The organism is Sagittula sp. P11 (assembly GCF_002814095.1).
Taxonomy (GTDB): domain Bacteria; phylum Pseudomonadota; class Alphaproteobacteria; order Rhodobacterales; family Rhodobacteraceae; genus Sagittula.
The window spans coordinates 1,104,430-1,118,505 of the sequence record NZ_CP021913.1; the positions used below are offsets into that span (position 1 = coordinate 1,104,430).

At 65.6% G+C, this 14,076-nt stretch carries 12 protein-coding genes; 4 read left to right on the plus strand and 8 right to left on the minus strand.

What is annotated here, in order from left to right:
- Nucleotides 1-104: 104 nt before the first annotated feature.
- Nucleotides 105-1,559, plus strand: coding sequence for a methyl-accepting chemotaxis protein (locus tag CDO87_RS05415; RefSeq protein ID WP_198521823.1), 1,455 nt, complete (start codon nt 105-107; stop codon nt 1,557-1,559).
- 11 nt (nt 1,560-1,570) lie between these two features.
- Here the strand turns inward: CDO87_RS05415 and CDO87_RS05420 are convergent, their stop codons facing one another.
- From CDO87_RS05420 to CDO87_RS05455, 8 genes are all read right to left on the minus strand, one after another.
- On the minus strand, nt 1,571-2,647 hold the full coding sequence (locus tag CDO87_RS05420) for a hypothetical protein (protein WP_100927828.1): 1,077 nt from the start codon (nt 2,645-2,647) through the stop codon (nt 1,571-1,573).
- Nucleotides 2,628-3,680: a Gfo/Idh/MocA family protein gene (locus CDO87_RS05425; protein ID WP_100927829.1), complete on the minus strand. Its 1,053-nt coding sequence runs from the start codon at nt 3,678-3,680 to the stop codon at nt 2,628-2,630. The genes CDO87_RS05420 and CDO87_RS05425 overlap by 20 nt, the downstream gene beginning before the upstream one ends.
- The gene (locus CDO87_RS05430) at nt 3,677-4,678 is read right to left on the minus strand and encodes a Gfo/Idh/MocA family protein (RefSeq protein ID WP_100927830.1); all 1,002 of its coding nucleotides are present in this window, start codon (nt 4,676-4,678) and stop codon (nt 3,677-3,679) included. Before CDO87_RS05430 ends, CDO87_RS05425 begins: the two co-directional genes overlap by 4 nt.
- A gap of 1 nt (nt 4,679) precedes the next feature.
- Nucleotides 4,680-5,696 carry a Gfo/Idh/MocA family protein gene (locus tag CDO87_RS05435; RefSeq protein WP_100927831.1) on the minus strand — a complete coding sequence of 339 codons (1,017 nt, stop codon included), beginning with the start codon at nt 5,694-5,696 and terminating at the stop codon, nt 4,680-4,682.
- Nucleotides 5,693-6,766, minus strand: coding sequence for an ABC transporter ATP-binding protein (locus CDO87_RS05440; RefSeq protein ID WP_100927832.1), 1,074 nt, complete (start codon nt 6,764-6,766; stop codon nt 5,693-5,695). The genes CDO87_RS05435 and CDO87_RS05440 overlap by 4 nt, the downstream gene beginning before the upstream one ends.
- 10 nt (nt 6,767-6,776) lie before the next feature.
- Complete coding sequence (locus CDO87_RS05445) at nt 6,777-7,856, minus strand: carbohydrate ABC transporter permease (RefSeq protein ID WP_100927833.1); 1,080 nt, start codon at nt 7,854-7,856, stop codon at nt 6,777-6,779.
- Between the two features lie 106 nt (nt 7,857-7,962).
- Nucleotides 7,963-9,387: a carbohydrate ABC transporter permease gene (locus tag CDO87_RS26975; protein WP_254698345.1), complete on the minus strand. Its 1,425-nt coding sequence runs from the start codon at nt 9,385-9,387 to the stop codon at nt 7,963-7,965.
- Nucleotides 9,388-9,454: 67 nt separating this feature from the next.
- A complete protein-coding gene (locus CDO87_RS05455) occupies nt 9,455-10,741 on the minus strand; it encodes an ABC transporter substrate-binding protein (RefSeq protein WP_100927834.1) in 1,287 nt (428 codons plus the stop codon).
- A gap of 215 nt (nt 10,742-10,956) precedes the next feature.
- Here CDO87_RS05455 and CDO87_RS05460 point away from each other — a divergent pair, with 215 nt between their 5' ends.
- From CDO87_RS05460 to CDO87_RS05470, 3 genes are all read left to right on the plus strand, one after another.
- Nucleotides 10,957-11,907, plus strand: a complete 951-nt coding sequence (locus CDO87_RS05460; protein ID WP_100927835.1) for a sugar phosphate isomerase/epimerase — start codon at nt 10,957-10,959, stop codon at nt 11,905-11,907.
- A 381-nt stretch (nt 11,908-12,288) separates the two neighbouring features.
- Complete coding sequence (locus CDO87_RS05465; protein WP_100927836.1) at nt 12,289-13,029, plus strand: ATP-binding cassette domain-containing protein; 741 nt, start codon at nt 12,289-12,291, stop codon at nt 13,027-13,029.
- Nucleotides 13,026-14,075: an ABC transporter permease gene (locus tag CDO87_RS05470; protein WP_100927837.1), complete on the plus strand. Its 1,050-nt coding sequence runs from the start codon at nt 13,026-13,028 to the stop codon at nt 14,073-14,075. The genes CDO87_RS05465 and CDO87_RS05470 overlap by 4 nt, the downstream gene beginning before the upstream one ends.
- The last annotated feature ends 1 nt before the right edge of the window (nt 14,076 follow it).

Sequence of the window (14,076 nt, forward strand, 5' to 3'; positions counted from 1 at the left end):
TAAATGCAAGGGACATTGGCGGTCGCGCAGCCGCTCCGGGCGACGGCTTGTTAATGGATTTGGGTTCACCTTGGGTCACCTCCAGCGAAGGGGACGGACAAGAGATGACCCACGATTTTGAAACCAAACTGAAGACTTACCAGCTTGACGGCGAACACCGCGAGATGTTGATCAAGGCTGGCGTGCTCCTCCTGCCGGAACTCGACACGGTGCTGGAAAATTTCTACGCCCGGGCGACGGCCAATCCCGAAACGGCTGCTTTCTTCGACGGGCCCGACCGCATGGCCTTTGCCCGGTCCGCCCAGAAGAAGCACTGGGAACGTATCCTGACCGCGCAGTTCGACGCCGAGTATTTTGCCTCGATCGAGCGGATCGGCCGGACACATGCGCGGATCAAGCTGCCGCTCGAATTCTACATGGCGTCCTATTCACAGGCGACGTCGGATCTGGTGTCGATCTTCCTGAAGAAGTGCCGCATCGGGTTCCGCGGGCGTTCGGTGGACCTGATACGCAACCAGATCGGCGTGCTGGTCCGCGCCTTCTCGCTCGATATCGAGCGTGTGGTGGAGACGACTTTCATGGTCCTCGCCGAGGAACAGACCTGCGCCTTCCAGCACATCAATACCGCCATCGACAAGATGGCCGCCGGCGACCTGACGCATGTGATCCCATCGGCTGAGACAAGCGATTTCCCCGCCACCTTCGATCCGGTGCGGCGCAAGCTCAACGAGGCGACGTTCAAACTCGGGCAGACGCTGGCACAGGTGTCGGCGACGATGGACAGCCTGCTCGGTATGATTTCCGACGTGAACACCGGAACCTCCGACCTGTCGAACCGCACTGCCAGCCAGGCGGCATCGCTGGAGGAAACGGCGGCGGCGATCCACGAGCTGACAGAAAACGTCCGGCAATCGTCCGACAACACAAACCGGGCGAAGTCCGTGGCCGACGACGCGGCCCGCACGGCAGAGGCAGGCGCCGCCACGGTCGCCGAGGCGTCGGAGGCGATGGGCCGTATCCAGACCTCCTCCGACCGGATCACGCAGATCATCGGCATGATCGACGACATCGCGTTCCAGACAAACCTCCTTGCGCTGAATGCAGGGGTTGAGGCGGCGCGCGCAGGCTCCGCCGGACGCGGCTTTGCCGTCGTCGCCGAAGAGGTCCGCGTGCTGGCCGGCAATGCCTCCGACGCGGCCAAGCAGATCAAGGACCTCGTTTCGGCCAGTTCGCAGGAAGTGGGCTCCGGCGTGGACCTGATCCAACGCGCGGCAGAGACGCTTCAGACAATCGTCCAGAACTTCGACCACGTGGCGCAATTGTCCACGGACATCGCCTCTGCCTCTCGCGAGCAGTCGACAGCCCTGAGCGAGGTCAACGCGGCCATCGCGCAGATGGACATGGTCACCCAACAGAACGCCGCCATGGTCGACGAGACGACGACCGCGACGGAACGGATGCGGCAAGAGGCGACCGGGCTGCAGACGATCCTCATCAAGCTGAAGGTGCCGGAACTCGACGCTCCGGCGACGGTCAGCGCAACGTCACGGGCGGCCTGATCCGGGCCGCCTCAGAAACCCGCGGCGTCGAGGAAGTGCAGAAAGCGCATCCAGTCATGGGGCAGCATCTCGTGTCCGCCCGGGCGCAGATGCCACCCCGACGCCCCGCGCAGGATCTGTCGGCCCGGCTCCCACATGGACGCCACATCGGGCCAATCCTCTCCGCCGACCGTGGTGAGCGCCAGGTAACTGCCCACCGGATCGGCCCAGAGGTCGCCGACCGCACCGGACAGGTACAGCCGCCGCGGCGCGCAGAGAGCGAGCAGAGCCTGCTGATCCGGTACGCCAACGACCCCAGGACCACCCTGCCGAAGCCAGTGCGGAAACCTCCCGATCAGTTGCGCGCGGGTTTCGCCGATGCCGTGCGCCTCGGGCGCGGCACCGCAACAGCCGGACGCATTGGCCCAGACAGCCGTGATTCTGGTATCCTGCGCCGCGGCCCAGAGCGCCGCCTTGCCCAACCGCGAATGCCCGGCCACAGCAAGGCGCGTCGGGTCGATCTTGGGCAAGAGCTGCGCCACATCGAGCAACCGCATGATCGCCCAGGCCCAGAGGGAAATCGCACCGGCATCTGTCGCCCCGGTCAGCGGCCTCACCCCGGTCTCGGCCCAGGCAGCCTGCGAATCCGGCACCCACGACCCGTAGCAGCTGGCAAGCACCGCGTACCCCCGGTCGCAGAGCATCTTCACCGGCCAGCGGTAGGCGGTCGCCCCGCGCTGGAACTCCCGCAGCGGGCCATGCCCTCCCAGCGCCTCGGGTGCCTGCACCACGGCGTAGGGATCACAGTGGAATGCGTCAGTGGGCGTGATGCCCACGGGACCAAGGAAGTCCAGCCCCGCCACCAGCGGAAACGGCCCGGCGCCCGGCGGCAACCACAGCCCGGCATCGACACGCAGGCGACGCACCCCGACCGTCACCTGGATGACGATCCGCTCCATGCCGGGTTCGGAGGTTGCGATGCGTTCGAACGACACGGCATCCGGCGGTGCGGGCAACGCACCGTAAAGGGCGTCGAAGTCCGCCACCCCGCCAGCCATCGCCGGCAGGGTTGTCAGCCCGGTCCATGCCTCAGGCGGGCAGCCAGCCATCGTAGAGCGGGAATTCAGGCCCCAGCGGCAGGTTGACCGGCAGGCCTGTGCGGGACGACTGGTAGATCGCGCTGACGAACTCCAGCGACCGGCGTCCGTCGGCCAGAGTCACCTCGCGCCCGCCCTTCCCGGCCAGGGCCTCTCCGACCGCGCGGAAGAACCCGGTGAAGCCGACATCCTGCGGGCCGACCCCGGACAGCACCTCTTCGATCTGCTCGGCCGTGACCGGTGCGCGCGGGGTGAACTGCCATGCGGACTGGGCGGGCTTGTAGGGCGACAGGCCGGTCTCGACCGTCACGCCCTCGAAGACCAGCCGCATCCGCGTGGTGTCCGTCGCCGCGCCCAGAGTGACCGAGGACGTCAGGACCGCGCCACTCTTCATGCGCAGCGACAGGGCGGCGCAGTCCTCCACCTCGATCTCGTTCACCCGGGTCGCCAGTTCGGCGTAGACGCGCGCGACGGGGCCGAGGAACGCCGGAAGGAAATCGTGGATGTGGATCGCGTGGCCGAGAATCGCGCCACCCCGCTCTCCGGCCCATGTCCCGCGCCAGTCCACGGCGTAATAGGCAGCGTCGCGGTTCCAGTGTGTCTCGATCGTGCCGGCGTAGAGCTTGCCCGCCAGCCCGGCGTCGACGATGGCGCGCAGTTGCGCGGTGCCCAGGCCGAAGCGGTACTGGAACACCGGAAAGACCCTGCCCCCGGTCTCTGCCGCCTTGGCGATCAGCTGGTCCGCCTCGGCCAGCGAGGCGACGAGGGGCTTTTCGCAGACCACGTCCTTGCCCGCCTCCAGTGCCCTGAGGCAGGCGGAGAGGTGCAGGTGCGGCGGCAGGCAGACGTCGATCAGGTCGACATCCGACGCCAGCACCGCGTCGAAATCCGCCGTCGCCGGGATGCCATGGGGAGAGGCGACCGCCTCGGCCCGGGCGAGGTTCAGGTCGCAGACCGTCGCCACCTCGAACAGTTCGGGGAGTTCGGCATAGGCGGCGAGGTGTTCGGCCCCGATGCCCGCTCCGATGATGGCAACCCGCGTCACAGTCCGTCCGCCTTCATCTGCGCCCGGATCGCGATCTCCATCGTGCGGAAGGTGTGGGCCTGCTTGGCAGCCGTTTCCGTCCGATCCTGCACATCCGCGATGAGGCGCCCGAAGTAGGGGAGTTCCACCTCGCGGCAGTCGATGTGCACGTTCTCCTCCGCGTTCACGAGATAGAGGTTATCGGTGCGGTGCGGCTGTCCGATGTCGGTGTATTTCCGGCATTCAATAGTGCCCTCCGTGCCGAGCAGGAAGAGCCTTCCGTCGCCCCAGGTGGGCAGGCCGTCCGGGGTGAACCAGTCTAGCCGCAGGTAGCCGTGCCCCTTGTCGCCGACGAGGGTCATCTCGCCGAAGTCCTGGAAGCCGGGATACTCGGGGCGGGTCGTGTTCTCTGCCAGCGCATGGGCGATGGTCACGTCGGTGGAGCCGGTGAAATGCAGGAACTGGTCCACCTGGTGGGAGCCGATGTCGCAGAGGATGCCGCCGTACCGCTCCTTCTGGAAGTACCACTCGGGGCGCGTCTTCAGGTTCTGCTTGTGGGGGGCCAGCGTGACAACCTGCACGACGCGTCCGATGGCGCCCGCGGCCACCAGTTCCGATGCCTTGGCCGCCGCCCGCACCTGAAACCGCTCGGAGAAGTTCACCGACCAGATGCGGCCGGTCCGGGCCACGCAGTCGCGGATCTCGTCGAGCTGGTCCAGCGTGGTGCAGCCCGGCTTGTCGACCATGACATCCTTGCCCGCTTCCATCGCCTCGATCGCCAGTGCGGCGCGGTCGGCGGGCACGGCGGAGATCAGGATCATGTCCAGATCGGCGTCGAGGATCTCGCGACGGTCGCTGACGCGGGCCACCTCCGGGAAGACCTCGTTGAACTTGTCCTCGGTGACGGCAGGGCCGTCGGTCCAGTATTGCGCGCAGGTACACCCCAGCGCCTTCATGCCGCCGAGCATTCCGAAGATATGCCCGTGGTCGATGCCCAGTACGCCCAGCTTCAGGCTCATGTCAGATATCCTTCAGGGAAACGGTCGTGCCGGTGCGCCCGGCCTTTTCGAGTGCCGCGATCAGGCGGTGCACCTCCAGCGCGTCGCGCCCCGGGACAAGCGGCGGACGCTTGTCGGTCAGAGAATACGCGAAGTCCTCGATCACGAAGCGGTGCCAGTCGGAGGTGAAGGCCATGGGGTCCGCCCCCGCGCCCGAGGTCGCAGCCTGTCCCAGCACCTCGGACGTACCGTCGCGGCGGTCGATCTTCAATTGCCCGGCTTCGAGGTGCGCGGAGCCTTCGGCGAAATGCAGGGTGACGGTCTCTCCCCTCCCCGGGAAGCTGGCGGTCGTCGCGAACAGTTGCCCGACCGCGCCGTTGGCAAAGCGCAGCCCGGCGCAGACGAAGTCCTCGGATTCCATGTCGTGGAACCCGGTCGTGGCGGACATTGCTGACACCTCGGCCACCGGGCCGGTCAGCGACAACATCAGGTCCATGGTGTGGATCGCCTGAGAGATCATCACCCCCCCACCGTCACGCGCATAGGTGCCCCGGCCCGGCTCATCGTAATAGGCCTGCGGACGCCACCACGGCACGTTGACCTCGGCCATGCGCAGGGGTCCCAGGTCACCGATCACCGCGCGCAGGTCGGCGACGACAGGACGGGCGCGGTGCTGGAGCATGATCCCCAGCGGCACGCCCGCCGCCTCGCACCGTTCGACCAGAGCGGTGGCGGCGTCCAGCGTGCGCTCCACCGGTTTCTCCATCAGGATCGGCTTGCCCGCCGCAGCCAGCGTCTCGACGATCTCGGAGCGCGCGTTGGGGGGCGTCGTCAGGATCACGAAGTCAACGTCGGAGGCGGCGATCTCGTCCACGTTCGACGCCGCGCGGGCGTTCAGTTGCGGCCAGTCGGAAAGGAATGCCTCGCGCGCGTCAGGGCTGCGCGCGTAGACCAGCGACAGGTCCACCGTCTCGCATTTGGCAATCGCGTCGCCGTAGGTCTTCGAGACCATGCCAAGGCCGATCAGTGCGCATTTCACCGTGTCATCTCCAGTGTCTTTTCGTCTTCCCCGAACAGATGGAACGCTTCGGTGGGGAATGTCACGCCGATCTGTTGCCCGCGCTTCAGCGGGATCTGGTGGGCGTGCTGCACGGTCAGGCGTTCGCCGTTCGCGAAGGCCCCGTAGATGTAGGTCACGGCGCCGAGCTGTTCGTAGTTCTCGACCGTAATGACCTCGTCCCCGTGCCCGTCGAGCGAGACGCCGATCCGTTCGGGCCGGATGCCCAGCGTGACCTTGCCTGCGTGGGCACAGGGCACGTCGCGGACCATCCCGCAGTCCAGCTTCAGCACACCGCCTTCCAGAACCCCGTTCAGAAAGTTCATCTGCGGAGCGCCGATGAAACCTGCGACGAAGCGGTTCGCCGGGGTGTTGTAGAGGTCAAGCGGCCGGCCCACCTGTTCGATCCGGCCGCCGCGCAGGACGACGATCCGGTCGGCCATGGTCATTGCCTCGATCTGGTCGTGGGTCACGTAGATCATCGTGTTGCCCAGCTTGGCGTGCAGGTCGCTGATCTCCACCCGCATCTGCAGCCGCAGCTCTGCGTCGAGGTTCGAGAGCGGCTCGTCGAACAGGAAGATCACCGGCTCGCGCACGATGGCGCGTCCGATGGCCACACGTTGGCGCTGGCCGCCGGACAGTTGGCCCGGACGGCGCGACAGCAGGTGATCGATCTGCAGCATCTTCGCGGCGGCATCCACGCGCTGCGTGATCTCCTCGCGCGGCATGCGCATGTTCTCCAGCCCGAAGGACAGGTTCTGGCGGACCGACATGTGCGGGTATAGCGCGTAGCTCTGGAACACCATGCTGAGGCCGCGCTCGGATGCGGGGATGCCGTTCACCCGCTTGCCTTTCAGCACGATGTCGCCCGAGGTCGGATCGTCCAGCCCGGCGATCAGCCGCAGCAGTGTCGACTTCCCGCAGCCGGAGGGACCGACGAAGACCACGAACTCGCCGTCCTCGATGGCGAGGTCGATGCCGTGGATCACGTCGACGGGGCCAAAGCTCTTGCGGATCTGGTTCAGCTCCAGCGCGTGGGTCGTGTCGGTCATGTCGAACCTGTCATTTCAGCCCGGTCGTGGCGATGCCGGTGGTGATGAACCGCTGCAGCCAGACGAAGACCAGCGTGATCGGGATCAGCGTCACCACGGTCATGGCAAGGATGTAGTGGAAGTCGGAGTTGAACTCTCCGGCGAACTGGGTGAGGCCCAGTTGCAGCGTGTGTTTCGTCGGGTCGGAGATCAGAACGATCAACGGCCAGAGGAAGTCGTTCCAGCGCCAGATCACGCTGAGGATGGCCAGCACGCTGAGCGCGGGCAGAGAAAGCGGCAGCACGATCCGCCAGAAGATCCGCCATTCCGACGCCGCATCCATGCGCGCGGCCTCCAGCAGTTCGTCGGGAATGGTCAGCATGTACTGCCTGAGCAGGAACACCCCCGTAGGCGTGGCGGCGGCGGGAATGATCACGCCCCAGAGCGAGCCGAAGATGCCGAACGACCAGACCACGAAGAACAGCGAAACGAGGATGATCGAGGCCGGGATCAGGAGCGTGGCGACGATCAGGATCGTAAAGGTCAGCCGCCCGGGAAAGCGGTACTTCGACAGGGCGAATGCGGCCATGGCGTTGATCAGCAGCGTGATCAGCGTCGCCGCCACCGTGACGAAGACGGAGTTGGCGAGATAGGTGAAGAAGTTGAAGGTCTCCTGCCCGTTCCGCTTCAGGATCGGGTCGAGGTAGTTCTCTAGCGCGACCCGCATTTCCTCCTTCTCGCGCAGCTGTTCGCGCGGCACCTCGAAGACGTCATCGGGGGCGTCGAGCCGCGCCACCTCCGTGATCTTGCGCGTCGGCCCCGCCTTGAAGACCAGCGCCTCCGTGCCGTCCTCCGCCGTCCAGATCCAGACGGGTTTCTCGCCCACGCCGTCGATCTCCTGCATCACCTGGCTCATCGGCAGGATGCGGGTATCGAAGCTGTCGACGGCGGTTTCGGGCTTGATGGAGGAGAACAGCGTCCAGAGTACCGGCACCAGGATGACCAGCACGCCCAGAACGAGGTAGCCGTAGGCCAGCACGTCCTGGATGCCGATGCGTTCGGCGGTCTCGCGGTTGCCGGAGGTGCGGGAAAGGAAGGCGGAGACGCTCATGCGGGTCTCCGCCCGTGGTGCGGGTGGTGGGGACGGATGCCTCCGGCGGAGGTATTTTGGCCAAGGCGAAGGGCGGGCGCCTGTCTGTGGGTGGGTGGCGTGTGTGTCACAGGTCCGATTGCCTCCGCGTCAGCCAGAGCTGGAAGAAGGTGAAGACGGCGATGACGACCGCCATGAGGATCGATCCGGCGGCCGCCTGTCCGTAATCGGGGTGGTTCGAGGAGAAGGCGACCTCGTAGATGTTCTGCACGACCATGAAGGTTTCGCGCCCGGGGCCGCCGCCGGTCAGCAGGTAGACCTCGTCGAAGATCTGGAAGGAGCGGATGAGCGAAAGCACAAGGACGACGGTCAGGGTCGGCATGACCAGCGGAAGGGTGATGCGGCGGAATGCACGGAAGGGTTTCGTGGCGTCCATCTTGGCGGCCTCGTAGAGGTCGGCTGGGATCGCCTGAAGGCCGGCCAGCAGGATCAGCATGTAGAAGCCCATGTGCGACCAGCAGAAGACGAAGACCAGCCAGAAGAAGGGCCAGCCTGTGTTGGGTGTCACCAACCAGTTCACCGGGCGGTAGCGCCCGAAGTCGAAGACCGCGTCGAACTGGATCGACAGCAGCATGAGGACGGCGGCGATGCCGAAGCCGATCACCGCCGCGCGGGCGATGGCCCGTTCGCTGGCCACCAGCCACAGGAGCAGCGCCGCCAGCGCCAGCCCCAGCCAGCCGCTGCCGGGCAGACCCACCATGGACAGCGGCTGTGCCCATGCGGTCAGGAGTGCGAAGACCCCGCAGAAGACGCCCGCCCAAGCGGTGGAGAGACCGCCCTCGCCGCGCAATGTGCGCTCGGAGACCACCATCAGCACGATGCCGAAGACGACAGTCGCCGCGATGTCGAAGCCCGACAGCCCGGCGAGTGTCGAGAGCGTGTCCTGCGTGCCGCCGATCGCGGCGTTCAGGGCCCCCTTGCGGTGCAGGACCCAGTTCCAGATGTTGGCGATGACCACCGGCGACAGCATCACCGGGTAGAAGAACATCGCCCGCCAAAACCCCCTGCCCCGGATGTTGCGGTTGACCACCAGCGCGGTCAGCAGCGCCACGACGACCATCACGGGCACCTGGATGACCACGAACCAGAGCGTGTTGAACATGCCGGTCCAGAAGTTGTAACCGGCGTTGCTGCAGGTCTTGGGAATGAAGATGTTCGCGCAGTCGAAGATGTCCCGGTACTTCTCCAGCCCCACGAAGGGCCGGTCGAAGAGCGCGATGGACGATCCGCCTGTCATCGAGACATAGACGTTCAGGATCATCGGCAGGAAGGTGAAGAAGCCGAAGATCAGCATGTTTGGCAGAAGCAGTGCGTAAGGCACGCCGATCCGTCCGAACAGGCTTTGCGACAGCTCCACCGGGAACCCCAGCAGATCGGCGAAGAAGCGGGGCACCTGCCGGAGGGTGTAGCTGCGGTGGCTCAGAAGCCACGCCGCGCCCCCCACGACCCAGGCAAGCCCGAGGATGGTCATCGCCAGTCCGGCCGGTGTCATGGTCTCTCCCGTTCCAAGGGGGCTGCGGCGTGACGGGGCGGACCGTAGGCCGCCCCGTGCGCATCCGTCAGCGGGCGTTGGTTTCCAGTTCCTCGGAAATCTTCTCCATCGCCTCGTCCAGCGTCAGTTCGCCGTTCATCGCGGCCGAGAGGTACTGCACGGTCGCGTTGTACATGACGAAGCCGAACTGCGAGCCTTGGAGGTCGTAGGCCTGCGGCGTCTCTTCGGCGGCGGCAGCGGCCATATCGGTGAAGGTCTTGAGCGCTTCGGCCACCGCTTCGGTCGCGCCGGCGCCTTCGTAATCCAGGCCTTCCTTCTGAAGCCCGGCGTGCGCCGGGATCGCGAAGGTGCGGGCGTACCACTCGCGCGCCTGTTCCTCTTCGCCCATCCAGCCGACGAAGGCGGCCGCGGCGGCTTCCTTCTCCGCATCGCCGGACTTGAAGGCCACGAGACCCGCGCCGCCCGGCATCACGCCGCAGCCCTCGGGACCGCAGGGAACGGGAACCACCTTCCAGTCGAAGGCGTCGCCCACGTTGTCCTGCACGTTCGAGGTGTTCCACGACCCGGACATGTAGAACGGCACTTCCTGGTTGAAGAACAGCTCGTTGCCGTTGGTGTACTTGGCGCCCGATGCGGCGGGCCAGATGTCGGCGGGCATCAGGCCGCTTTCATGCCAGTCGAGCATCATCTGCGCGAAGGTCCTGAAGCCTTCGTCGACGATCAGGTTGCCTTCGTTGTCGAAGTACTTGGCACCGTAGGACATGGCCGGCCCGGCGGAGCGGTGGCCGGAGCGGTCCATCACCATCCCGGCGTAGGAGCCCGTCTCGTCCATGACCGCCTGCGTGGCTTCTGCCCACTCTTCCCAGGTCGCGCCCGGTTCCGGCAGGTCCACGCCCGCTTCCTCGAACATGGTGAGGTTCACGTAGGGACCGGTCACCGTCATCTCGGTGTGGAAGCCGTAGATGCCGCCCTCGGTGCCCGCACGGTACCACGGCAGGACCGCGCCATAGGCGGCTTCCCATGCCTCGGCATCGACGTGCGGGGTCAGGTCGACGTAATAGGGGTGCATGCCGCCAAGGTTGGTGACAAACGACAGGTCCGGCCCGGTGCCCGCCTCGAGCTGGATCGGAAGCTGCTCGCGGATCACGTTGTAGCCCACGGCGTTGAGCGTGATCTGAACGTCAGGGTTCTGCTCCTGGTAGCGTTCCGCGAACTCCTGGATGATGGCTGCCTTGCCGTCCACGTCCGAGATCATCAGATCGAGTTCCACGGCCTGGGCCGCTCCGGCGGTCAGGGCAAGGGCCGAAACGGATCCGGCCACGACGGCGCGCAGCGCTCCGCGTCTTGTCAGCATTACGAATTCCTCCCATGTCGTCCCCGCTTTGCCGCAGGGATCTGCCGGGATACTGCGGTCGGTCGCGGCCCGGGTCAACCTGCTACCGACCAGATTGATGCACGATTGCTACTGCCTCTCGATGTGTTGGCCCGCGGAGGATTTTTCGCAAGGGGAAAGCTCTCCTTTACCTTGGCCGCGTTAAGCCTCGGAGTTGGATACCGAAGGACCAGCCCATGAAACTCGGAACGCTTTCCGACAGCCTGCATCAACTGCCGTTCGAAGAGATGCTGGACACCGGCGCCACGCTTGGCCTGGCAGGGGTGGAGGTGAACGTCGGCGGCTGGTCAGCGACGCCGCATGCCGACGTGCCGACGCTTCTGTCGGATGTGAGGGCGCGCGATGCCTACCTCAGGGCATTCGCTGCCCGCGGACTGGAGATCTCGGCGCTGAACGTGACCGGCAATGCGCTCAACCCGTCCACCCGCGACCATGCCGACGCGTTGGTCGATACCATCCGGCTGGCAGGCGCGCTCGGGGTGGGGATGGTTGTGACCACGTCCGGCCTGCCCGCCGCCAATGCCGCCGACACCGCGCCGAACTGGATCACCTCCTCCAACTCGGCCGAAAACACCGCGGCGCTGCGCTACCAGTGGGAGGACGTGCTCTATCCTTTCTGGACGGGCATGGCGGCGCTGGCGCGGGAAAACGGCGTGTCCAGGATCGCGATCACGATGCATGCGGGGCAATGTGTGCACAACGTCTATACGTTGCAGAACCTCCGGGAGGTTATCGGCCCGCAGATCGGCGCGAACCTCGACCCGTCGCAATTGATGTTGATGGGGGCCGACCCGATCAGCTCCATCGATGCGCTGGGGGATGCGCTATACCGGGTCCATGTCACCGACATCATGATCAACCCGCCGGTGCTGGCCACGACCTCGTATATCGACACCGGCTGCCTGACGGACATCAACGCCCGCGCGTGGAGCTATGCCACCCCCGGCTACGGACATGACGCGGACTGGTGGGCACGATTCGCGTATCGGTTGTGCCTGAACGACTACGACGGCTGGTTGTCCCTCGTTCACCAGGACCAGGTGCTCTCTCCCAGGGCCGCACTCGAGAAATCGATCAGCGTCATGCGCCGGGCGCTGCCCGGACCGCTTTGCGCGACACGGACCTGACGGCCGGCGCGCCTCGGGGCAGACCGTGAATGCCCGTCAGTGCGGGCGGGTGTCTCGGGGCGCCTGTCTGCCCAGATGCCCCCGGCAATAGGCGCTCTGGCCAGCGCTAACATTTCCCGAAGAATTTTCTTGTCAGGTCAGGTCCGCCGTGCCAACGATGGTATACCAAAGCCGCAGCGGCACGAAGACCCGCGCAAAATCAGCGGCACTTGGAAGGGAGGAAGACGGACGAAACGACAGCGCCGCTGTCGCTTTTCCGCACGTCGAACGGATCGTTCCCTCCCTGTTCTGAAACGGCGGCGCGCCATACGCCGCTGACGACAAACAAAGCCCGCACCCGGCACGTCAGAGGCCGGGGCGGACAGGGAGGACCAGACCGACATGAGCCTTATCGAATTGAAAGGCATCACCAAAAGCTTCGGCGCCATCCATGCGCTGAACGGGATCGACCTGACGATTCAGCCCGGCGAGGCCGTGGGTCTCATGGGCGACAACGGCGCCGGCAAGTCGACCCTGATGAAGATCATCGCCGGCAACTTCTCTCCGACGGCGGGCAAGATCCTGATCGAGGGCAAGCCCGTGCACATGACAAGGCCGATCGAGGCCCGGGAAAACGGGATCGAGATCGTCTACCAGGACCTCGCGCTCTGCGACAACCTCACGGCGGCGGCGAACGTGTTCCTCGGGCGGGAAATCTCGACCGGGGTCTGGCCCTTCCGCAAGCTCGATTACCAGGCCATGTATGCCAAGGCGGGCGAACTCTTCGGCGAGCTGAAGTCCGAGACCCGCCCCCGCGACCTGGTCAAGCAGATGTCGGGCGGCCAGCGGCAGGCGGTGGCCATCGCCCGCACGCGGCTGTCGGACCCGAAGCTGGTGCTGATGGACGAACCGACCGCCGCGATCTCTGTCCGGCAGGTGAAAGAGGTTCTGGCCCTCATCAAGCGACTGAAGGACACCGGCCACGCCGTGATCCTCGTCAGCCACCGGATGCCGGACGTTTTCGATGTCTGCGACCGCGTGGCCGTCCTGCGCCGCGGCACAAAGGTGGCCGACAAGCGCATCACAGACACGACCCCCGAAGAGGTCACCGGACTCATCATCGGAGCGATCGAGGCAGCATGACCGACACCACCCCCACCGAAGAACACGCCAAGACGGCGCAGCAACCTGTCGACCACGCGGCGATCGACGACAGCATAACGTCCCGGCAGGAAGTCACGGGGATCGGCGCGATCATCCGCACCCAGCCCTTCTGGGTCTTTGTCGCAATCCTGTTCATCGCGCTGGTCATGAGCTTTGTCTCGGACGCCTTCATGACCGAACGCAACATGTTCAACATCACCCGCAACATGGCCTACTTCGGGATCATGGCACTGGGCATGTCGGCGGTTATCTGTACTGCCGGGATCGATCTGTCGGTCGGCTCGTTGCTGGGGCTGTGCGGCATCAACCTCGCGCTGGTGCTGCAGGCCGGTTGGGGAGTGGAGGTCGGCTTCATTGCCTGCATGCTGACTGCCGCCATAGTGGGCTTCATCAACGGCGTGCTGATCGCATACGTGAGGCTTGCACCCTTTGTCGTCACGCTGGGGATGCTGGCTATGGCACGATCCGTCGCGATGGTCGTGTCCAACAACAAGATGATCTACGAATTCGGCCCCGACCAGGAGATCTTCGAGTGGATCGGCGGCGGCGACATTCTGGGCGTCCCGAATGTCGTCTGGGTACTCATCATCATGACGCTGCTGTTCCTGTGGGTCTGGCGCTTCACACAATGGGGCCGCTGGGTCATCGCCATCGGCGGCAACGCCCACGCGGCGAAGCTGGCCGGTATCCCGGTCGAGCGTGTGATCGTGTCGGTCTACATGGTGTGCTCCATGTGCACCGGCATCGCAGCGTTCATGTTCATCGGCTACACCGGCTCGGCCACCAACGCGATGGGCGTCACCTACGAACTGAACGTCATCGCGGCCACCGTCATCGGCGGCGCGAACCTGATGGGCGGCGTGGTTTATGCGCTTGGCGCGCCCATCGGGGCCGCGCTGGTCGAACTGATCCGGAACTCTCTGCTGCTCGCCGGGATACCCGCGCTGTGGCAGCAGTTCTTTGTCGGTCTGTTCCTCATCCTCGCGGTGCTTCTGGAACAGATCCGCAATCGCGGGGGCAAATAAC